Genomic DNA, 23,124 nt, shown 5'->3' on the forward strand with positions numbered 1-23,124 from the left:
CTGACGCGATCGCAGTACTCCGTTACGGCGCTGCTATCGCGGTAAAATAATGCTCCTGAATGAACATGGAGCAACAGTGTCGCAATTTCTCCCACCCAACTCTACGCGGCGTAACTTGTTAGGTTTCGCCTTGACGGTGGGAGCAGTTGAGGCCGCTGCCTCATCTCAAACTCCTCCCCCCCTGCTCTCGCAAGCCCCTCACAACACGCTTAGCGTGCTCGATTTCGGCGCCGATCCATCGGGCGGCAACAACTCTGTCGAGGCATTCAACCGGGCGATTCGACAAGCGAGCATGGCCGGTGGCGGCGAAATCACGGCAGTAGGCGTGTTCCGCATCGCCGGCCCGGCATCCATTTACCTGCTCTCGAATATCCGCCTCAACTTGCGCGGCGCCACCCTGACTGGCGATGGCGACAATATCCTGATCAAGTCCGGGGCTATGTTCGGTGCCACCGCGCGCGACATCAGCGTCCAGTATGGCAAGGATATGACCGGCAGCGGTACACAGCACGTCAGCAACGCCAGCGTGATCGGTGGCACGTTCGCCAACGCACGCTGCGCCATCTTGGCACACCGGTTTAATTACGGCTGCACCATCGAACATAATGTATTCACCGCAACGCTTAAGCACGCGTATATCTCGCAACATTCGTGGGGTTTGAAAGTACATCAAAACACGCTTTACGCACCGGCCATCATGCGCGACTTTGTCGACTGGACCGAGGTCAGCGGCAATAGCTTCGAAGGACCGGGGCCACAAAATGGTACAGCCGCGTTGACGATTACCACGGGGGGCTTTGGCGGAGCTTACTCGACCAATATCGTCAGCAATGGCTTTCACCATTGGCAGACGGGCATCTCGATCACGTGCGAAACCACCAATCTGAGCATCCTTCATAATCACTTTGAAGACGTACAGTGCCATATCGCGGCGTCCGCGCTGAATAATTACAATATGGACATCTCACAAAACTGGATGAAGGCAAACCTGGCTTCGCCGACAACGGTGGTGGGTATGCGGCTGCTGAATGTTAAAAATTCGAAGCTGTCGCCGAATTTCTATAGTGAAAACGCACCGTGCCGTTTCGAAGCGCACATCATCGCGCAGACCGATGACTGCTGGGGGAATTTGATCGAACTCGACTACGCCCCGAACAGCAAGGCGGACCTGCGAATGTATCGCCTCAACGACGCCAACCAGGTCGTTCAACGCGGCGGCTCCAATAATGCCGCGCTGGTGCAGCCGACGGAAGAGATGATGTCCGGCAGCGGCAAATACACCATCGAGCGCTACAAACGGCGCTACAACGCAGTCCCAAATAGCATCCCGTATTGCGAGGTGTCGTATGACGCGGGCGTGGTACAGCTCGACACCTGGATAGACAGCGACATTTTCGGCACGCGTGATTTACTAGCCTTCAACTTCTCGGTCGAGGGCCGGCAGCACGCCTACCTCGTGGGCGGACACTTGCTGGGACTTAAGATTTCAACGGTTGAAAACATTGCACTGAAAGGCGGCGGACCTGGCCTGGCTTTATCTGCCAGTCCATGGCGCGGCAAGCTGCGCCTGACGCTGCGCGGCAGTTCACCACAGTCGCAAATCAGCGGCTGGGTGAAGGTCGTCTAGATTGTCCGCCCGTCTGGCCCGGAATCAGAACCAGCCAGCCAGTGCGGCAAAAGCCAGCACTGCCCGATCGCTCCCGCGGCGGCGGCCATGGCGGGCGACCGCATGGGCCAAAGCCAAGCGATTGATCAGCCCGTTCGCGTGGCGGCGCTTGGGGTCAAGCCGTCGCGCGAGATCAGCTGCCACGTCGCCATTTCCACCAGCGAGGAGGTAAATTTCCGACGCCGCAGCAAGCTGCCCGCCGTACCAGCCGTTGCGGATCAACGCCAGGCGGTGGCGAATCGCCGATATGCCCTTGCGGGCGCCGATTTCATTGAGTGCATGCTGGCGATAGGTCATCGATGGCTGCTGATCGAAAGTCCAGCGGAGCTGCCAGGCGCGGGACAGCAGATACACGAGCCAATCGTGGTAGTGCAGTTTTTCGACAGCGGCCTGATTTTTTCTGCAAAAATCTTGCACCTTCACAAAAAAATCAGCGCGCATGACGAAGGTGCAGCCCTGCCCGGCACCCTCGAACAGGTGGTCGGCTGCGGTGGTCGCGGGATTTTGCGTCAGGACCTTGGTTTCTCCGCCATCCCATGTGGCAGTGACGGCAGAGGAATAGCCGTCGGTGCGGTCGGTGTTGAGCCGCGCCACGGCGCGCGCAAGCTTGTCCGGATTCCAGATGTCGTCCTGGTCGGCCAACGCCACGAAATCGGCCTGGCCAATCTCGGTTTCACGGTACATATTGCGAAAATTGGCGCCGGCCGAACCGCTTCCCTGCGGTCTTTCCAGCATAGTCACCCTCGGCTCCTGGGCGAAGTGTTCGCGCACAACCTGGAAGGTCGCATCGCGGGAATGATCATCGGCGATCACAACGCTCACCTCGACGCCTTGCTGCGCCAGAATGGACTGAACTTGGGGAACGATCCAGCCGGCACCGTTATAGGCAGCCAGGATCACCTTGATCCTGGCCGGGGTAGAATTATTGCTCATAGAGTTGCACCAGTTCCCGTTCGAAGTCGGCCAGATCCATCACCCGCAGCCTGCCGCTGGCATCCGCGATGCCTTCCGCCCCCACCGGCGTGGCCAGTACTGGCAGCCCCGCTTGCAGCAGTTCCAGCGTTTTGAGTTTGACACCCGCCCCCATACTCAAGGGTACGATGCCTATCGCGGAACTGGCAAAATAGGCGCTCGGATCTTCAAGAAATCCAGTGACATGGATATGGTCACAGGCCAGCTGTTCCACTTTGGGACCAGGCTTGGAGCCCACGATATTGAGCTGGTACAAGTAACCTGCAGCGCGCAATTTTTCCAGTACATGTTGAACAAAATACAAAACAGCAGCCTCGTTTTCCACCCGGTTCATCGCGCCCCAGAACAGCAGGGTATTTTTACGCACGCCACCCGGTGTGCGATCGACCGTGTACACAAACGGCGACAGCGAGGGTGGTGCTACCGTGACCGTGCTGCTGATATCGAGGAGGTTGTGCACGAAAACCTTGTCTTTTTCGGACAGGACAATGATCTGGTCGGCTGCCTTCAACATTTTGCACTCGGTGATGTAAGCCCAGTAGAACAACCACGATTCGAGGCTGCGTTTGCGCAAGATCACCTGAATTTGCAGATCGTGTATCGACAGCTGTATCTTGGCAGCGAGCCCGGCCGCAGTTTTTTTGAGGTCGCTGGCATACTTGAATGTCTGCGAGAACTCGAACCGGACCGTCGTGAACCGCTGTTTCTCGCAATAGGCCAGCAAATGGCCCGAGATAGCGCGGGTATGGCGCGTGGACAGGCGCGGATAATCGCGCCAGCCGCCCGCCAGCATTTCCTTTAAAATATCCTTATTGCCCATGACATGAACCTGTATATTCTGCGCTCCGCACAGGGCAACAAGTTCCGGTGGGATATTTTTTTCAGCCTGCCGGACGATCAGGAACAAATGTACTTCACCTGCCTTACACAGGGTACGAATAATGTCGTAGGACAACCTGTGACCAGCCTTGTCTGCATTCTTTGCAGGCATGAACGGCAGTACCAATAATGTTTTCATATTTTTTTTGCAGAGAAATCGCGCATGATTCCATGTAAATGGGAGTTCAGTGCAAGCCCAACGAGGACACAGAACAGCAAGTTCTCGAACCATACATAAAATAAACCAGCGATAAAGACCAGGATAAAGAATCCGAAATTTTTCGCGCGCAGGCTGGCCGCGGTAATGAGCACCGACAGTATCATCCCGACCACTCCGTACGCATAGGCGAGTGAAAGGTATGCATTATCAGGGAAAAATACTTCGATCTCCTGGTTGGCAGCAATATTGAGCCCGATGGGATAACTGCCCGCCACCGTAATTTTGGAAATCGTATCGAGGATGATCAGCACCCTCGTGCCAAGCGTCAGGCTAACCGCGTTACTACCACGCAGGAAACTCGCCATCCAGCTCACCACCGAGATGATGCCTTCGGAACCCAATGCCATGAGAATGACCACGATCGCGGCGATCGATAGCAGGTAAATCCAGCGATTAAGGCGGCCAAACAGCAGAGCGGCGTTGATGAAAAAGATGCCGCTGAGTGTGAGAACACCCATCAATCCACTTTTTAAACCATTGACCCGCCCTGCGGGCGACAACAGGAAGATGAGACAAGCCATGAAAGCGGTGGCAGAAGGCGTCAGAAACAAGCCGGGATTGCGCTCATAGGGCCCCACAGATTCGAAATACATGCCGACGCCGAGCAGGCCAAGTATGAGAGATACGCCGATTGCCACCGGCAGCACGATGTTGAACACGCCAAGCGCCACCGCGTACAGCCGGCGGCATCCGCCAGCATCGGCAGTCATGCACCACACCAGGGCCAGCATCCACAAGGATCCGCGCAACGCTATGGCCAGCGCGAAACCGTGGCCGATGCCATAGATTACATATGCCACGAATACCATCACGGCAGCGATGCGCCAGATCAGATTTTTTCGGTTGAGATGCCTGGTGAAATACAGCGCGACAAACAGCGTTGCGATATCACGCAACGCCTTGAGCCACACCGGCGTTACCGAAATATCGTTGGTTGCCCGATATCCGAAAAATGTTGCGACCAGATCCGGAAACGCCGCGATGATCCAGCACAGTGCCAGCAACCAGCCGATCTGCTGGTAGCGCCTGTCGCCTCGATCAAGGTAATCAAAAAGCATTCAGTCCCCTCACAGCTGGAAGTCTGGCAGGTTCATTCTGCGGGCGCTGGCGTAAGTCTTGCGCAGCGCGATGCAGAAAAAGCGCGGGACGCAGAATGCGACGAACCGGATGCGCTGCTTTTCTTCAGGCGAGGTGTCGCCATTGGCGAGGATCTGCACATCGGCAGGCGTCAACAGGCCGTCGGCCTTTTTGCCCAGCAGGAATTTCAAACGCAAATAACCGTGCGCATCTATATGACTCTGGAAAGCGCGCTTGAAAGAGTCGGCCCCAAATTCGCTTTGCAACATGCGCAACAGGTCACGCCAGCCCTGGAACACCCCGTATGAATCAGCGGACCATGTAAACGTGGTCGCATCGCCCACCCGGTTGCCGACCAGCGGCCGTTCAATCACGGTAATATTCTTGTTGTGGCTTGCCAGGCAAATACCTGCTACGTGCGCATAATAGGTGCCAATGAACTCTTTATAGCGGGTGGCCAGGAAGTTGCTGCGGCGAATGATGCAACCACCAATGAAACCTGCGGACCATAGATAGTTTTCAAAAAATTCCTTGAACTCCATCTGGCCCGCGCGAATTTCCACGGATTTTTCACGGAAAATCTTTTTGTGGTCAGCGGTGATATAAGCGTAATTGGCGAAGACAAACGGCGCCTGCGCGTCGCGCTCGATCGCTGCCAATGCCTGGTCAACCGCTTCCAGGCGCATCAGGTCATCCTCGCCAAACAACCACACGTAATCACTGGCAGCGTGTTCGATACATGCGCAGATGTTGGCGTCGATACCCAGGTTGACCGGGTTTCTGATGACCCGCAGATTTCGCCCCAGCGCCAGGTGTTTTTGGTACACCCAGTCATTGCCGTTGCCAAGCGAGTCGTCCATGACCAGCACTTCGATGCCGGAAGCCTTGGCGGAATTAAAGATTGACTCGATGCCTTTATCGAGCAATTCAGGACGTTTATAGGTCGGTATTGCAACCGACAACAAATTACTTTGATTCATAAGCAGACCATTTTTTTTCAACTACATTGTATTGCCGCGTAATAGTCCCGTGTGCGACAGAGGAATAGATACAGTTTTCGGGGACGTCCGCCCTGACCACGGAGTTCGCAGCGATGATTGCACCGCTGCCGATCTTGACTCCGGAAAGAATTTTCACGCCATCGCAGATCCAGACATTGTCGCCAATGATGACCGGTCCCCGCACCGCCAGCGCACGCTGGTTCGGCGGCACGGATGGCGGTTCGCCGCCGGCGCCATAGGCGCCGTGCGAATGGTCGGTGATCAGTACATGACTACCAATGAGTACGTTCTTGCCGATGACGATCGATTCGACGGCACCGATGTGCAGGTATTCGGACGCGGTAAAATCGTCCCCGATGGTAATTTTAATGCCGTACTTTTCCATGCCATGACCAAATACGGCTTCGATCCACAAGCCCGGACCACAACGAAAATTGCGACCGAAATGGATGCCGCGACGGTTCATGATCTTGGGTGCACCCTGGAAATAGATATCAGGCACGCCGAGCAGGCGACGAATGATCGCCACCCGCACGTAGTTGCGCAAGCGGGAAAAAAATACGAATATCGCCCAAGGGCCCTCGTTCTTTAGAGCGGAAAGAATTCTTTTCATTTTTCTCCCATATGACTGATTACAGTACGCCGTTGATCGATTTTTTGTGCAGCTTCGAGACGATTCTGCTGGCTTTATTCACCGGGAACAGCAACCATTTCGGTCCGCCAAAATAGATACGGAACACCGCGCTATACAGGCCCTCACCGAAATACTTGCTCATGCTTTGCTTCGGGTCTTCAGACAGGAAATAAAAACCTCGCGTACCGGAGCGCAATTTGTACGTGATCGGCAAGATCAAATCGAGGTACATGCGCAGCTTGATCAACGCGATCAACTTGCGGTCACGGGCAAACGGGGTGGTTTCGAGCACATCGAAGACCGATTGCGACCATACCTTGTAAAACAGGTAATTACCCGTATTGTCTGCATTGGCAAAAATTTCCTTGCCCGCGCTGACGTAGCATTTCTTGGAGTTCCACAGCGCTTCCGTGAAGACTTTGTAATACGCCATGAAACCACCGAGGAACACCCGCGCGGATTCGACCTGTTCCTTGATCAAGTCGGCACGTATGACTTGCGACGTCATGAAAGTGGTGAAAATATTGACGCGGGTGAGCAATTCGACATTCGTCATCTGCTCGGCGCCGCGCTGCAGGTGGTCGATCTCGGCCCCTTCGGTCTTGAGATACAGGAAATCGAACTTCAGTTCGCGAATCGATTTGACGATGTAAGCGATCGTATCCATGCGGATTTCATCATCATCGCCAGGCAACCAGATGTATTCACCCTGTGCCATGCCGAACAACAACAGGAAATTGGCATCAGGACCGATATTTTTTTCGTTGCGGTTGTAACGGATGACCGATGCGTACTTTTGCGCCACCGCCGGAGTGTCGTCCTCCGACGCATTATCTGAAACAATCACTTCCACGTCGTCTTGCAACTGGTACTTCACCAACTGCTGCTGGACATTTTCCAGTAACTTGTCCAGATAGTTGCGACGGTTAAAGGTAGGAATGCAAATGCTTAAAATTTTCTTCACGGTACACTTTCACTAAATTTGAATTTCAGGGAGCGCGGCTCCGCTCACTACGCGCGGGCCTGCTGGCGCGCCTGTGACGCCGTCCTATGCCTTTTTACTTTGGCGACTGCTAACAAAAACAACAATGGCAATAACGATGGTGATGAGCCACTCGATGGCGACCCACGATATCGCCATCCCTTTGGCCTCATATTTGGCTATCAGGAAATAAGCCATGGCGATATTGGTTACGGCAGCTGTGGCGATAATCGCATTGAACATTTTTTCACGCCGGTCAGCCAACAGGTATTGGAATCCCAGCACATTGCTGATGGCGATCGCCGGAATAACCCAGGCCAATATGACCAATATCGCGTTGACCTCTGCAGCACTACTGGGGAACATATAATGCACAATGACTGGCCCCAGCTCCCAGGTTGCCACCATGCCGATCACGCCGATCAACAAGAAAACACCGAGGACCTGGAGACGGAAATTTTTCACCTTCTCGGGATATTTCATCTTCAACGCGTTCAACCGCGGGAAGATCGCATTCGAAAACTGCCCCAGGAATCCGATTCCAGCCCGCATCAACCGTTCTGCAGACGCATAAATACCAACCTGTACCGGAGAACAGTAGAAACCGAGCAGGACAACATTAAACGACGTGTATAAGCTCACCGCACCCTGAAACAGGAACACGTGGAAGCCGCTTTTCAGATGCGCGATGCCGGCCTGCCAATCCAGACCGAGCGGACCATGTCCCCTCATTTCGCCATACATCCGGCGGCTCAACAACATCACGCTGAACAGCCTTGCAGCCAGAACAATCAATGCCAACTTGTTGAAGTCATTGGCATCCGCCACCAGGAAATACACCGCGAGCAGCGTGAGGGCGCCGCCGCCAACTTCGATCATGCCAACCCGCCGCAAATCCTCACGGCCCTGGAAATAGTAAATCGGCGATAACGCTGTCAACACGCCCAGCAGCCAGGCGGTAACCGCCCAGAAAATATGATCTTGAAACACCGGCAACCAGAGGATTGCGCAAGCGAGCAGCGGCACGGTAGCGACAACCAGTAATAATTTTGCCGTCTGCGTTCCGGCCACCGTGCGCGCGATCGATGCCTTGTCGCTGTTACTTGCAATTTCCCGGGTAGCGGAAATATTAAATCCGTATTCGACAAAAATCGACAACCAGGCGGAAGTCGAAATTGCGTACATGTACACGCCAAAATCGTCGGCGGCAATGCGCCGGGTCAGGATCGGTATGATCAGCAACGGCAAGAGAAGCCGGATCGCATATACGAGGCTGAGAATGAATATATTTTTAGCGAGCAAAATAAATCTTACTTAAAGCATTTTTGTGGATATTGCCCGCCCGGAATGCGCGTGACAGTGGTCCGCGCAGTTGCGCTAGGCAACTTGCACGGCACACTTGCCTGGCTCTACTTGCCAGTGGTCCAGGCATTGGCAAACACGCGCCACAATGAACTGCGGCCGTTCGTGCTCGCCGTGGAGAATGCCAGTACCAGTGCGATCAGCACTGCCAGGATCAGACCGACAAACAGCGCGCCGACCACGATCAGGCCACGTTTGGGACCGGTTTTCTTTTCTGCCGGCAGCGCAACGTCAAGTTGCTGGATCAGCGACGATTCCTTGGCTTCGTCGATTTTCGCCAATTCAAATTGCTTGGCCAGCAACTCGAACACTGTTTCGTTGTACTTCAGGTCGCGAACCGCGCGGATGTATTCGACCCCCACTTCCGGCAGTTCTTTGGTCGGCACCATGAGCCCGCCATTGGCACTGCCGGTCTGGGTCTTGGCCAGTTGCGCGTTGAGTCCCTTGAGCTCTTGTTGCAAACGCAGCATTTCCGGATTGTTGGCAGTGGCAAAACTGCGCATGGCGCTCAGTTGCACTTCTTTGGCAGCAATTTGCGCCTGCAGTTGTGCGGCGCCTGCGATGATGCCCTTGACCTGTCCGTCGAGCTGGATCATGCCAGTCTTTTGTTGCATGTCGCGCATGCGTATCTCGGCTTCCGCCAGCTGATCTTTGGCCTGCTTGAGCTGGGTTTCGAAGAACAAGCGGCGTTTGGCAGCTTCCGTTAGCGCCAGCGACTGGTTCAGTTTGCCCAGCTCAACGACATACGCGTTGGCCATATCGGCAGCAAATTTCGGGTCGCGATCCTCTACTGCGATCGCAATCAAGCCGTCCTTGCCACTGACAATCGCACTGACACGCTTGAGTTTTTCACGCGCGCCGTCGGTCGTTTCCTCATCATAACGATCACGCAGCTTGAATTTATCGATCAGCGCATCGGCGACGGTGCGACTGCTGAGCATGCCGACATAGAGGTCGTTGGGATTCTTGATTGCCCCCAGGCTGGCCGCGGCCGCTAAGCCGCCCCCCAGCTGCCCCAACATGGCAGCCATGCCGGAACCTTGCTGCTGCGGTGGCATGATGGTCGCCGTCGAGGTGTAATAAGGCTTGATCACGATGACGGCAATCAATGCGATGATCGCAAAAAATAGCGGCAAACCAACAATCAATCGCTTTCGAATAGCAATCGCCTTCACCAGGTCGGACAACAAAATCTGGTTGCCGCTGTCATCGCTAAGTCTTTCTTCTTGTTTTCCTTCAAACATCTTTTTCTCTCGCTGTAATTACGCATCCAACCCGTGCGGCAAATACGCCGCTTCGACAACAGACATTAATCTTTCAATACCTTCAGGCCGGCGGCGCCCAAACCGAACTGATAGAAGATGGAAGTCCACTCTTTAAGGCTTTGCGTCCAGGAGACGTGTGGAATTTCTTCCGGCATCACAATGCTGTCGCCCGGATTGACCTTGCTGGCGTAGACATTGGCGAACCAGGTGGAGTTGCTGTTGCTTTCCGTCGTACCATCGGCCCGGATCACATACAGTTGCGAGTGATCCGCAGTCTGGTTGGCCCCGCCCGCCAGCGTCAGATAATCTTTGACGCTACGGCCAGTACGATAAATGAACGTGTTTTGCTGGACCACTGCGCCGAGTACGCCCACCGTGTCGGGACGACGCGGAATGTAGATGCTGTCGCCATCGCGCAGCGCCACATCCGGCAAGTTTTTCACCTGTGCGTCGCCATCCTTCAATTCCAGCACGATCCGGCCTTTGGCCTTGACCGATGCCATGCGCAATGCCGCATTACGCTGGCGCTCGATCGAAGAGTTGATCAATGCAATGGCGTCGCGGTCCGTCGTGGCAGCCAGCTGCAGCGATGCGCCCACTTCCAGGTCGCGCATGAAACGCTGCGCCACCTCGTCGAGTTTCTCCTGTTGCACACGACGTACGGATTCACGCGATAACTCGGTCGCAAACACGTAAGCGTTGCTGTTGACGCCGATGCGTGAAATCAGCGAACGCAGTGTTTCGCCTTGGCCAATCCGGACCGCGCCGCTCTGTTTGACTTCACCGCTCAAGCGCACATATTCGTTGCTGATCACCGCCTCCACAGGCACGGCCGAGGGCGAAAATACCCGAATAATATCGGCGGGCATCAGCGGCACGCCTGCCAGGGCAGGACTGGGGCTCGAGGTTCCAGAGGTCACCGTGGCGACAGCCTTGAAGTCGTTGTCGACAATCTTCTCGACCACGACAGGCTTGTCACTGGTGGTCGAGGCCAAGCCACCGGCCCATTCCACGGCGTCGGCAATGGTTGACTTGCCCTTCAGTTCGAAGATCGCTGGACGCTTGACATCGCCGGTCAAGGCGACAAGAGGGCCAACTTGCGGCACATAGACGACGTCGCCGTCCTGCAATGGAATATCGCGCGATTTGTCGCCGCTCAGCAACATGTCATACATATCGAACGTGGTGACGACTTTACCGCCGCGCTTGACCTCAATATTGCGCATCGAACCGGTGCTGTCTGGACCGCCCGACGTAAACAGCGCGTTGAGCAGCGTGCTCATGGCGCTCAGTGTGTAGGTACCGGGACGGGTGGCATGACCGACCACGTAAATCTGCACAGAGCGCACTTGGGAAATGCTCACCGCCAGATCGAAGTTGGTGAAGTTCTTGGCCACCGCCTGCTTCAGGTACGACTGCAAGTCACGGTATTTAACCCCAGCAACATTCACAGATCCCACGCGCGGAATATACACCGCGCCGGAACGATCGACCCTGGTTGTCACTTCGATGTTGACCATGCCCCAACCGCGGATCTGCAGCTCATCACCGCTGCCGATGACGTAATCCTGGTTGACCTGGTTGGCGCTCAAGGGCGAGAACGTGGTGGGTACGGACTCGAACAGATCGATACCAAAAATAGCCAGCGGTGCAACACTCTTCGATTTCGTGACCTCGGCGACGTATTTCTCAAACTCGCCTTGCTTGCGCGGTTGACGCGGCACATTGCGCATCCCCTGGTCATTGCGCATCCCCTGGTCATTGCGCATCCCCTGGTTTTCCTGCAGTGACTGTGCCTGGGCTTGCGGGAGGGCACTGCGGGCGCTGCTGATCGTCGGCAGTGGCGACGCCGCGACCGATGGCAGCGCCGAGATCATGGCATCGTCACGCTCCGAAGTGGTCTGCGCTTGGGCCGCAGCCGTAGTAACAGACAGAATGCATACAGAGAACAGCACTCGATTCAAGATCGTCTGCGCTTTAAAGGTTGGCTTTTTCATGCTCGTCTTTTTTGTAAATATGAATGTTTTTCGGGCGTGAATGAATTCACACTTAATATGATCTTTGCCAGGTCACACTGACGGCCTTCGGTCCGGGCACGATGGACAACCCACCCTTGCTTTGATCGCGCTGGGCATGCCACAACCAGTTGCCGACCGCGTAACCAATCAAGCTACCGGCAACCGTGTCCGAGACCCAATGCTTGCGCCCTGCTACGCGCCCGGCCGCACCGAGCGCCGCGACACCGTAGAGCCACGGGGCATCGTATTCCTTGGCAAACGGCGTGATGGCCGCGAACGATACGGCGGAATGACCGGAGGGGAACGACGCGTTTGATCGCGAATTGCCGGCATCGACGCGCGACCAGGTATCCCTAGCGTCTTCGGGGCGTGCGCGGCCTACTGCGTACTTGCCGACCAGCGCCACCCCGGTGGACGCCGCGATCGATTGCAGGGCGATCAGGCCGGTATTGCTCAACCGGTCGTCTCCGAGCGCGAACGCTGCGCCAGCGGCCCCAACGAGCACATAAGGCAGCGCGTTCCCATAAGTGTTCATGCCGCGCAGCACCTTCTTGTCCTGGTACTTTTTCATCTGGCGGTCGACCGGCTTATCGGCCAGTGCAGATATCACCACCGCAGCGACCGCGAAACTGGCGGGCTGCAACCATTGCTGCGGCGCCGGCAGCACATTGAGCGACTGATCGATACGCTCGCGCACCACCGGCAGCGGATTTTCAAACGGCACATCGGGAGGCGTCACCGCCGGCAGTTGCTGCTCGTCCGGGCGTTCGGCAAAGTTACCGAGACCATCGTACGTATTCATGTCGCGGCGAGGCTGCTCGACCAGGTCATACAGATCACCTGGCGACGCCACCATCTGGCCGACGTCGCGGGTCCACGGCGAGAGCGAGAAGCCGGCAGCGCCTTGCGAATCCATCGGCAACATGCTGTTGAAGGGAACGGACAGGAAAATACCGCGATCCTGGTAGGGCTTGCTTGGCGAACCGGGCGAGGTGATGTCATTGCCGTTGGTGTGGGTGTACCACGCACCAACTTCGATTCCCGACTGGAAGCGGCGCTTGAACTCGATGCGGACACCTTCGTCGCGGGCCAGGAAACGACCGGCGCGCGCCGTGACGGTGATGCCGCGCGGCAGCTTATAATGCAGCGATGCGATGGCGGTCACAGTCTTGTAGTCGAGGCTGTCGAACAGCCGCCTGTAGCCCCGCTGTTGCAGTGCGTCGACCGACAAGTCGGCCGCCCAATTGCTGTTTTTCGGCAGGTACAACACTTGCCCGCCAGCCCCACGGAACATGTCCTCATACAAGCCGACCGAGCCACGCACATACCAGCGCTCTGCAGGGTTGGCATACTTGTTGAGCAAGACGCGGCTCAGGGCAAAACGGCTCTCGCCCAAGTATTTGGCAACATCGGTGCGCACATGCGGCAGCGCGCTGTTCGAAGGCTGCTTCACACCGGAAACAGTCTCGATGATCGAAAAGTTAGCGGCGGTGTTGAGATACAGACCATCGCCAAGGCGGCGGTCGTAACTGCCGGCCGCCGAGATCGAGTAACGGAAGGCGCCGCTGGGATCATTGAAGAAAAAGCCGAGCTTGGGTGCGACCTTGAAGCGGTTGCTCTCCCTGTCCTCGGAAGTGACTTGCACTACATCACCCTCATGCCCCATGGCAACACGCAACTTACCGTCACTCTGCACCGGGCTGCCGGACACCGCCGGCGTCGGCGCGACGGCAGCGACAGGCGCAGATGCGGACCCGGTGACGGATGCCGAAGCTGGCGCCGCGGCGACAGCCGCTGGCGGCGCTGCGGCTGCCGTGTGCGGCGCGGCGGCCACGCCTGCGCCAGCAGGTTCGTCGATCAAACCCGAAAGCCAGCTCTGCTGGTCGTCGCGGATGACGTCGGCATTGTTGGGGTAACGTACCAGCACCACGTCATTGAACGCCTTACGGTCGATATTGCCCTTCAGGTACTCCTGTAACTTGGGCAAATCGAAGAATTCGTAGGTCGTCAGCGGTTGGTCCAGCTTGGTGTACGTGACCTTGATGGTCGTCACACCGGCTGGCGTAAACGCCAAAGCGGTGCGTACAGCCCGGCCAACCGCCCTGCCCATGTTGGAAATACGGCTGTTGGTCAGCGTGATGTTGAGGGTATTGCCACCGAGGCCGACACGGACGTTCTTGAAATCCTGGGCAGTCAATGCCCTGACCAGATCGGCGCCGTAGCCGGGATCCTCGCGCCATTCGGGAATGGTTGGCGCAGGTACCGGATCCTTGTCCTCGAATGGCCGCGGCTCGTAGATCTTGGGAATGTATTCGCGCTCACCGAAAGGAATACTGACAAAGGCATTGACGCTGAAATTGTCGCGTCCGCGCGAGGCTTGCAGCCCCAGCCACCCCCAGCGGTATTCAACTCCGAGCACGGGGCCTTTGCGGCGTTGCGCAGCGCCGGTCTGGGTGGCGAGATAATCCTTGTTGTAATCGATCGAGTTATATTCGCCCACCACCGACCAGCGCGGGTGATCGATCGATGTCCAGCGCACGCCGGCAAAGGTGCCGTCGATACGCTTGGTGCCATAGCCAAGACTGAACTCGACATTTTTGGCATCACCAAGGGTCTTGGTGGCAACCACATACTGACTTTTGAACAACTCGGTGCCAAACACATCACTCGCACCCAAGGCTACCGCAGGCCGCCAGCCTTCTTCTTTCCAGAGCTGGACCTTGCCGTCGATGACTTTGTCCTTGTAGCGGCCGTAGCCGGCGCCGTACTGGGCATCGGGCGCACCGGGGAAGGCAGGAACGCCCGTGATGGAGACATAGCGGCCCGTGACCTGCAAGGCGGGAAGGATGGTGGAAGTAACCCACAACTGTCCATACGGGCTGTCGTAGCTGTAACCGACACTGAACGTGCCATCGGCCTCGACCACTGCGCTGGGCGTATTGATATACCCCGACTGGCCGTTGTTGCCCGGCGTCGCGGCGAAGCTGTTCTGCCCTGCGAGGATCAGGCAGCCACACCAAGTATATTTAACCGATTTTCTAAGCGCGCTTAACAAGTCCAACTACCCAAAAAAATACTCCTAATTCGCTACTTCCTTGTAGATCAGGAGCCGAGCAAGCTGGAGGTGGAATTCGAACCAAAGAGAAGCATGGCGCCCATCTTCTGGTATGTGTGATCACGTGATACCGCTCTCCGGTGCACGCGCCGCCCGCATAATACATGAGCGGACCACGAGTTTCACGGACGGCTTTGATTTTTAACAAACTTCAGCAGTCAATCGCGACCATTTTACCATCGTTAGCAAATAAGTACGCCGAATTATTGCTCCAAAGCTCTACCCGAGAGGCGCTATCGGCGTCAAAAACCACACTGATATGCGTCTGTCAAGATGGGAAATCAATCGCATAAATATTCGTCGGCCGATCTCCCGGCGGTAACAACTTTATTTCCTGAAACCGCAGCCCGAGCTTGTTTAACAGCCGGATCGAGTTGACGTTGCCCGGCGCGGTCAGGCCCAGCACGCGGGTAATGCCGAGCGGTCCGCGCGCCAGTTGCAACACTGCCTGGGCCGCCTCGTAGGTGTAGCCGCGCCCGAAATGCTCGGGGCGGATGGCGTAGCCGATATCGACATCGGGCAGGAAATCGCGTCGGATCAGGCCGCACATGCCCAGGGCCTGGCCATCTTCCTTGCGCTCCATGATGTATAGCGAATAGCCGAGGCGTTGCTGCATCGCCAGCGGGCCGTCGATGAGGGCGGTGCGGGCCTGCTCGATGCTGCGGATGCCCTTGTCGCCGATGAATTCAAGCCAGGTGGGGTCGTTGACCAGCGCGTAATAGAACGCGGCATCGTCGGTCTCGACCGTGCGCAGGCGCAGGCGCGCCGTCTCCAGGATCATCATGCGTCGGGCCAGTGCGAGGGATCTTCCAGCAACTGGTACATCACGTACACATCGACATAGCCCAGGTACTGGTGGTAATAGGCGCGCGGCAGCGTGCCGACGATGGCAAAGCCCAGCTTTTTCCACAGCAGCACGGCCGCGACATTGGAACTGACCACGTAGTTGAATTGCATCGCCAGGTAGCCGTGCCGGCGTGCCCGCGCCAGGCAGTCGCGCCCCAGCATGGTGCCCACCCCCACGCCCTGCGCCGCCGGCCCCACCATGAACGAGGCGTTGGCCACGTGGGCGCCACGGTCGCGCTGGTTGGCGGTGAGGCGGTACATGCCAAGCAGGCGGTCGCCGTTGAGTTCGGCCACAAAGCTCTCGATGCCGGGGCCGAACCAATAGGCGTGGCAATCGTCGCGGCTGGTGTCGGCGGCAAAATAATAGGTGTCGCCGGTGGCGATCAGTTCCTGGAAGATAGCCCACATGGCGCCAAAGTCGGCTTCCGTGGCGGGGCGGATCGCGATTTCTTTCAAGACAGCTCCATGCGATGGCGTCGGTGTTTGATTGTCATGGATTTCTGCTGGCAAGTCCAGCGCACCGCCGCCGCGCCCACTATCGGGTCAGGCGGAAATCGACGCCTTCCGGACGTCCCGGCAAGCTCAACCGGGCCTGCGCGCGCGGCGACTCGGCCACGATCTGGCCGCGCCGCATCACCAGTCGGCGCGCCGCACGCAGGCGGATCGCTTCCACCGGGTCGGCCGCATCGAGCAGCACCAGGTCGGCATGGCAGCCGACCGCTATGCCATAGCCATCCAGGCCGAGGATGCGGGCCGGAGTGTCGGTCACGGCCGTGAAGCAGGCGCGCATCGCGTCCTGTCCCGTCATCTGCGCCACGTGCAAGCCCATGTGCGCCACTTCCAGCATGTCGCCGGAACCGAGGCTGTACCACGGGTCCATCACGCAGTCGTGGCCGAAGGCGACGTCGATGCCGGCGGCCAGCATTTCCGGCACCCGCGTCATGCCGCGCCGCTTGGGGTAGCTGTCGTGGCGGCCCTGCAGGGTGATGTTGATGAGCGGATTGGCTATCGCCGCCACCCCGCCCTCGCGGATCAGCGGCAGCAGCTTGCTGACGTAATAATTGTCCATCGAGTGCATCGAGGTCAGGTGCGAGCCGGTCACGCGGCCGTGCAGGCCCAGCCGGTGGCTGTGGTATGCCAGCGTCTCGATGTGGCGCGACAGCGGGTCGTCCGATTCGTCGCAGTGCATGTCCACCCGCAAACCTTTATCGGCGGCGAATTCGCACAGCAGGCGCACCGACTCGGCGCCGTCGGCCATGGTGCGCTCGAAGTGCGGAATGCCGCCCACCACGTCGACGCCCATGGCAATTGCCCGCTTGAGGTTGGCGAACGCGGTAGGACTGCGCAGCACGCCGTCCTGCGGAAACGCCACCAGTTGCAAGTCCAGGTACGGCGCCACCCGGCGCTTGACGTCAAGCAGCGCCTCGACGGCCAGCAGGCGGTCGTCGCAGACGTCCACGTGCGAGCGGATCGCCAGCAGGCCGCGCGCCACCGCCCAGTCGCAATACTGCAAGGCGCGCTCGACCAGCGCCTGCTGGGTCAGCTCGGGTTTCAGTTCGCCCCACAGCGCAATGCCTTCGAGCAGCGTGCCAGAGGCGTTGACGCGCGGCAGGCCATAGCTGAGCGTGGCGTCCATGTGGAAATGGGCATCGACGAACGGCGCGCTGACCAGGTCGCCGCCGGCATCGATCTCGCGCCCGGCAGTGACGGCCAGGGCATGGCCGATGGCAGCAATGCGGCCGTGTTCGATGGCGATATCGACGCCGGTCTGGCCGTCGGCAAGGTTGGCGTTACGTATGACCACATCCATGGGAACCCCGGCTCAGTTGTTGATGTCGTTGATTGTAGACAGTTTCAACGGTTTGCACTAATTGTTGCGTCGCGGTAATCGATAACCGATATTTCTGACTTAAATTTGCGATAGATCAAATGTGCCATAATAAGTCTGGACACCGCATTTTTCCATGTGGCACTCTTGAAGCACTCTTATTGCGCGCTTTATCCCCATAGCACAAAAAATAACTTTTCAAGCCCCGTGTTCGTGGCTAGAATGTTCCAATATTGCATCGCAACAGACCCGTCGCCAGGAGAAACCATGTCTTCGATTACCGAACAGTTTTCCGCCGTTACCAAATCGCAACTTGAAGCCCAGTTCCATATCTTTAACAGCCTGGCCCACACCGCGGTCGACAGCGCGGAAAAGCTGATTGCGCTGCATATCAACACGACCAAGGCGTCGGTGGAAAAATCGTCCGCCGCCGCCAAAAAGCTGCTGGACATTAAGGACACCAAGGAACTGTTCAGCGCCAGCCGCGATACCCCGACCGGCCTCGATAGCCTGCTGGCCTATAGCCGCGAACTGTTTGCCATCGCCAGCGGCGCCCAGGCCGAGCTGATCAAGAGCACCCAAGGCACTACCCTGCCGCAACTGGCTGCACCTTGGGCGGCACCGGTGGCCGAGGCGGCTAAAACAGCAGCAACGCCAGTGGCCGAAGTTGCTAAAACAGCGGCAGCACCGGGGGCCCAGGCAGTGCAGGCGGCTACGCCCACCGAGACCGCAGCAGTACCACCAGCAGCAGAGCCTGCCCCGGCCCGGGCAGCGGCACCGGTCGCAGCCGCTACTGCTGCCCCTGCAGCCGCACCAACGACCGCCGCCGTGACCGAGCAGACGGCGCCACCTGCCACCACGATCCAGGCAGCCGTGTCGGCAGCGGTGCATTCGGATGAAGCGCCCGCCGTCGCAGACACCCCGGCGCAACTGGCACCGCAGCCGCTGGCCGCTACCGTCGCCCCCACCGCGCCGGAAGCCATCCAGCCGGCGCTCAAACCGGCCACCGAGACCGCGCCACCCGCAGCAGCAAAACCGGCATTCCCGGCCGCCAAGCCGATCGCGCTGGCTGCCGATACCAAGACTTCCAAGCTGAAAACCATCGCGCCGAAAGCCAAGCCCGCCGACGCGCCTGCCGGTAAACACAAGAAGTAAAAGCAGTCAGCGCCACCGGCAATCACTGCCTGCCAAGCCCCCCCATACACTCCCCCTGGCGCCACGTCGTTCGGATGCCCCCTCGGGCTCCCGAACGTTGTCGCGACAGCGCCTCAAAGAGGTTCCCGAACGGTTCCCGAACGGGTTCCCGAAAGGTTCCCGATTAGGTTGCCGAACGGCTCCAATAGCCTCCTGAAAGGGCTCTGCCGGATCCCGTGAAAAAGGACTCCGCCGGATCCCGATTCGGACCGTGCGCCCACCCGATCGCTTGCCTTGCTGTATCCTAGCGGACTACGCGCTGGCAGTACGCTGCCAGCCCCAACGCTACCGAGGCAACATGTCTACTCTCTCCGCGCTGCTGGGCGGTTTCATCCGCCAGCACAAGCGCGCCTATGCCCTGTCCGGCCTGATGCTGGCGGGCGTGGCCGCGCTCAGTATCTGGGTGCCGCGCAAGGTCGGCGCCATGATCGACGGGCTGGCCGCCCACACCCTGTCCGGCGACGCCCTGCTGCTGGAAATCGGTTCGCTGCTGTTGATCGGCCTCGCGATTTATTTCCTGCGCGTGGCGTGGCGCCAGCTGCTGTTCGGCGCCGCCTATAAACTCGGCGTGTCGCTGCGCACGCGCCTGTACGCCCGTTTATCCGAACAGGGCTCCGCCTTTTACCAGCGCCAGCGCACCGGCGACCTGATGGCGCTGGCCACCAACGATATCGACGCCATCGAAATGGTGGCCGGCGAAGCGATGCTGGCCGGCTTCGACGGCGCCCTCACCCTGGTGATGGTGCTGGGCGTGATGCTGCTCGGCGTGGACTGGCGCCTGGCCTGCATCGCGCTGCTGCCGTTCCCGCTGATGGCGTGGGCGTTCTGGTATATCTCGGGCCACATCCACACCGCGTCCACCGATTCGCTCAAGCGCTTCTCGGACCTGAACGACCATGTGCAGGAAACCTTGTCGGGCGTGCGCACCCTGCGCGCGCTGGGCCTGGAACAGCGCAGCGCCAAACAGTTCTCCGAACTGGCGCAGCGCGCATCGGACGCCAGCTTGCGCGCGCAGGTGTGGGAGGCGGCGTACGAACCGGCCGTGGGCCTCACATTGGCTGCCGCCAGCACGCTCACGCTGGGCCTGGGCGGTTACCTGGTGTGGCACGACCAGCTCACCATCGGTTCGCTCACCGCGTTTACCATGTACCTGGGCCAGTTGATCTGGCCGATGTTCGCCGCCGGCTGGGTGCTGTCGCTGATCGAACGCGGACGCGCCGCCTGGCAGCGCCTGCAGCCGATGCTCGCTGCGCCGCTGGCCATCGACGACCATGGCACGCTCACCGCCATCGCCCCCGGCGCGCTGGTGCTCGATCACGTGCGCTATGCGTATGCCGACCAGTCGGTGGCCGCGTTGCAGGACATCTCGCTCACGCTGGCACCGGGCCAGACCCTGGGCCTGGTGGGACCGACCGGCAGCGGCAAGTCCACCCTGCTGCGGGTGCTGATGCGCCAGCTCACGCCGCAGGCAGGTACGGTGACGTGGAACGGCCACGCGCTCGACCAATATACGCTGCACACGCTGCGCGCCGGTATCAGCTGGGTGCCGCAGGAGTCGTTCCTGTTTTCGGCGTCGATCGCCGACAATATCGCGCTGGCACGCCCGCAGGCCACGCGCGCGCAGGTGGAGCACGCGGCCAACCTGGCAGCGGTGCACGACGACATCCTGAAATTTGCGCAGGGCTATGAGACCGAGGTGGGCGAAAAAGGCATCACGCTCTCCGGCGGCCAGCGCCAGCGCGTGGCAATTGCCCGCGCGCTGCTGGCCGATAACGACCTGCTGCTGCTCGACGACGCCTTGTCGGCGGTCGATACCGGCACCGAGACGCGCATCCTCGAACACCTGGAAGAACTGCGCCAGGCGCGCGCGGGCCGCAGCGCGGTGATTGCCAGTCACCGCCTGAGCGCAGTGGTCAATGCCGACCTGATTCTGGTGCTGCGCGACGGCCGCATCAGCGAGTCCGGCAGCCACGAACAACTGCTGGCGCAGGACGGCTGGTATGCCAGCCAGTGGCGTTATCAACAACTGGAGGCCTCGCTCGATGCCGCCTGATTCCATGCTCACCAAACCCGACACCACCTCGATCGGCGCCCAGACGCGCCAGGCCTTCTCGCTCCTGCGGCGCGCCGCCCGCCCCGACCAGCACCACCTGGGCTGGGCCGTGCTGTGGCTGATGCTGGCCGCCCTGTTCGAAGTGATGGGCCCCATCATGGGCAAGGCGCTGATCGACGAACACCTGCTGCCGCACCACCTGGACTGGCCGCGCATGGCCCTGCTGCTGGCCGGCCTGCTGCTATCCGGCTGGATCGCCAGCGGCCTGCGCTACCTGCAACTGGTGCGCCTGTCCGGCCTGGCCATGCGCTCGGTAATGCGCCTGCGCGAAATGGTGTATACCCACGTGCTGCTGCTGCCGATGTCGTTCTTCGATCGCGCCATCACCGGCCAGCTGGTCTCGCGCGTGACCAACGATACCGAGGCCGTAAAAAACCTGTACATCCAGGTGCTGTTCGTCATCCTCGACAGCACCATCGTGCTGGTGGGGACGATAGCCGCCATGGCCTGGCTCGACGTGCGCCTGATGGGCATGGTGCTGGCGCTGCTGCCGGCGGTGCTGGTCATCGTGTTCCTGTACCAGCGGTGGAGCGCGCCGGCCGTCACCCGCGCACGTGCGCTGCGCAGCGACATCAACGGCCAGATGGCCGAGTCGATCGGCGGCATGAGCGTACTGCAGGCGAACAATGCGCAGCAGCGCTTCAGCGACCGCTTTGCCGCCACCAACCAGGCCCACTACACGGCGCGCCAGGCCGAGCTGCGCGCCAACGCCTGGCTGCTGCGACCTGCGCTCGACCTGTTCAACGTGATCCTGCTGGCGGTCGTCATCTTCGTGTTCGGCCAGCGCCAGATGACCGCCACCGAGGTGGGCGTGCTGTATGCGTTCATCAGCTACCTGGCGCGCGTGATCGAGCCGCTGATCCAGATCACCATGCAGTTCAGCCAGTTGCAGCAGGCCGTGGTGGCCAGCGCCCGCGTGGCCACGCTGCTCGACGAGGCAGAAGCCAAGGAGCACACTGCTGCTGCCATCGGCCAGGCTGCCGCAGCCGACCAAAGCTCGTCGGGGCCGCAGCCAGCGGTGGCCATCCGTCACCTGGACTTCGCCTACAACCCCGGCCAGCCGGTGCTGCACGACCTGTCGCTGGAAATCCCCGCCGGCGCCTTTATCGGCATCGTGGGCCATACCGGCAGCGGCAAGTCCACCCTGCTCTCGCTGCTGCTGCGCTTTTATCCCGCGCCGCACGGCAGCATCACCTTGCACGGCGTGGCGCTCGACGACATCGACAACGAACGCTTCCGCGCCGAAGTGGGCCTCGTGCCGCAGGACCCGTTCCTGCTGGCGGCGTCCGCGCGCGACAATATCGACATGGGGCGCGGCCTCACGCAGGCGCAGATCGAGACGGCAGCACGGGCCGCGCACGCGCACAACTTCATCATGGCGCTCGACCGCGGTTACGACACCGAGCTGGGCGAAGGCGGCTCGCGCCTGGCCGTGGGCCAGAAGCAGCTCATTGCCATTGCCCGCGCGCTGGCTGGCCAGCCGCGCATCCTGCTGCTCGACGAAGCGACGTCGCACATCGATTCGCAGACCGAGCAGGTGGTGCAGGTGGCGCTCGACGAATTGCGCGGCAAGGTGACGGTGATCGCGATTGCGCACCGCCTGTCCACCATCCGCGATGCCGATCGCATCATCGTGCTCAATCACGGCCGCATTACCGAGACCGGCCCGCACGAGGAGCTGATGCAGATCGAGGGCGGCCTGTACCAGCGCCTGTACCTGCTGCAGCAACTGAGTACCAGTTGAGCACCAGTTGAGCACCTGCCAACCTGTTGCGCGCCGTCGCCATAGTGTGTCTTTGCGCGCACAAATGCGCGATGGACGCTGAATTCTCGATTGCAATACGCCTATAATTGATTTCGCTAAACAAGACAAATGCGAAGGGGCGGCGTTGGCGGGATCGGGATATCGGGGACGGACGGGCAAGGCGCACACCAGCGTCCTGGCGCTAGCA

At 59.3% G+C, this 23,124-nt stretch carries 17 protein-coding genes; 4 read left to right on the forward strand and 13 right to left on the reverse strand.

Translation table 11 applies throughout. The features are described 5' to 3' along the window. Positions 1-76 precede the first annotated feature (76 nt). Positions 77-1,627, forward strand: coding sequence for a hypothetical protein (locus F8197_RS10570; protein ID WP_152881775.1), 1,551 nt, complete (start codon positions 77-79; stop codon positions 1,625-1,627). Between the two features lie 24 nt (positions 1,628-1,651). Here the strand turns inward: F8197_RS10570 and F8197_RS10575 are convergent, their stop codons facing one another. The 13 genes from F8197_RS10575 to F8197_RS10635 form a co-directional block, all read right to left on the reverse strand. Then, a complete protein-coding gene (locus tag F8197_RS10575; RefSeq protein WP_152881776.1) occupies positions 1,652-2,599 on the reverse strand; it encodes a glycosyltransferase in 948 nt (315 codons plus the stop codon). Continuing rightward, positions 2,589-3,656 carry a glycosyltransferase family 4 protein gene (locus F8197_RS10580; RefSeq protein WP_193333393.1) on the reverse strand — a complete coding sequence of 356 codons (1,068 nt, stop codon included), beginning with the start codon at positions 3,654-3,656 and terminating at the stop codon, positions 2,589-2,591. Before F8197_RS10580 ends, F8197_RS10575 begins: the two co-directional genes overlap by 11 nt. After that, a complete protein-coding gene (locus F8197_RS10585; RefSeq protein WP_152881778.1) occupies positions 3,653-4,795 on the reverse strand; it encodes a hypothetical protein in 1,143 nt (380 codons plus the stop codon). Before F8197_RS10585 ends, F8197_RS10580 begins: the two co-directional genes overlap by 4 nt. Positions 4,796-4,804: 9 nt before the next feature. Further along, positions 4,805-5,794, reverse strand: coding sequence for a glycosyltransferase (locus tag F8197_RS10590; protein ID WP_152881779.1), 990 nt, complete (start codon positions 5,792-5,794; stop codon positions 4,805-4,807). After that, positions 5,781-6,428 (reverse strand): acyltransferase, encoded by a 648-nt coding sequence (locus tag F8197_RS10595; protein ID WP_152881780.1) that lies wholly within the window; start codon positions 6,426-6,428, stop codon positions 5,781-5,783. Before F8197_RS10595 ends, F8197_RS10590 begins: the two co-directional genes overlap by 14 nt. 19 nt (positions 6,429-6,447) lie before the next feature. Then, the gene (locus tag F8197_RS10600; protein WP_152881781.1) at positions 6,448-7,413 is read right to left on the reverse strand and encodes a glycosyltransferase family 2 protein; all 966 of its coding nucleotides are present in this window, start codon (positions 7,411-7,413) and stop codon (positions 6,448-6,450) included. Between the two features lie 84 nt (positions 7,414-7,497). Further along, entirely contained in the window at positions 7,498-8,733 is a 1,236-nt protein-coding gene (locus tag F8197_RS10605) for an oligosaccharide flippase family protein (protein ID WP_152881782.1), read from the reverse strand. A 107-nt stretch (positions 8,734-8,840) separates the two neighbouring features. Beyond that, entirely contained in the window at positions 8,841-10,037 is a 1,197-nt protein-coding gene (locus F8197_RS10610; protein WP_152881783.1) for a Wzz/FepE/Etk N-terminal domain-containing protein, read from the reverse strand. A 65-nt stretch (positions 10,038-10,102) separates the two neighbouring features. Continuing rightward, positions 10,103-12,055, reverse strand: coding sequence for an SLBB domain-containing protein (locus F8197_RS10615; protein WP_152881784.1), 1,953 nt, complete (start codon positions 12,053-12,055; stop codon positions 10,103-10,105). A gap of 52 nt (positions 12,056-12,107) precedes the next feature. Then, positions 12,108-15,131: a YjbH domain-containing protein gene (locus tag F8197_RS10620; protein WP_227012182.1), complete on the reverse strand. Its 3,024-nt coding sequence runs from the start codon at positions 15,129-15,131 to the stop codon at positions 12,108-12,110. 328 nt (positions 15,132-15,459) lie between these two features. Beyond that, a complete protein-coding gene (locus F8197_RS10625) occupies positions 15,460-15,975 on the reverse strand; it encodes a GNAT family N-acetyltransferase (protein WP_152881785.1) in 516 nt (171 codons plus the stop codon). Continuing rightward, entirely contained in the window at positions 15,972-16,493 is a 522-nt protein-coding gene (locus tag F8197_RS10630) for a GNAT family N-acetyltransferase (protein WP_056141095.1), read from the reverse strand. Before F8197_RS10630 ends, F8197_RS10625 begins: the two co-directional genes overlap by 4 nt. Positions 16,494-16,572: 79 nt before the next feature. Then, positions 16,573-17,847: an amidohydrolase family protein gene (locus tag F8197_RS10635; protein WP_152881786.1), complete on the reverse strand. Its 1,275-nt coding sequence runs from the start codon at positions 17,845-17,847 to the stop codon at positions 16,573-16,575. Positions 17,848-18,132: 285 nt separating this feature from the next. On the opposite strand from F8197_RS10635, the gene phaP reads away from it, so the two are divergent. The 3 genes from phaP to F8197_RS10650 all read left to right on the forward strand — a co-directional run bounded on the left by phaP (position 18,133) and on the right by F8197_RS10650 (position 22,916). Continuing rightward, complete coding sequence (gene phaP / locus F8197_RS10640; protein ID WP_152881787.1) at positions 18,133-19,020, forward strand: phasin family protein; 888 nt, start codon at positions 18,133-18,135, stop codon at positions 19,018-19,020. Positions 19,021-19,357: 337 nt separating this feature from the next. Then, entirely contained in the window at positions 19,358-21,112 is a 1,755-nt protein-coding gene (locus F8197_RS10645; RefSeq protein ID WP_152881788.1) for an ABC transporter ATP-binding protein, read from the forward strand. Continuing rightward, on the forward strand, positions 21,102-22,916 hold the full coding sequence (locus tag F8197_RS10650) for an ABC transporter ATP-binding protein (protein WP_227012183.1): 1,815 nt from the start codon (positions 21,102-21,104) through the stop codon (positions 22,914-22,916). The genes F8197_RS10645 and F8197_RS10650 overlap by 11 nt, the downstream gene beginning before the upstream one ends. Positions 22,917-23,124: the final 208 nt, after the last annotated feature.

Origin of the sequence: Duganella sp. FT27W (genome assembly GCF_009295655.1) — a bacterium.
GTDB lineage: Bacteria > Pseudomonadota > Gammaproteobacteria > Burkholderiales > Burkholderiaceae_D > Rugamonas > Rugamonas zoogloeoides.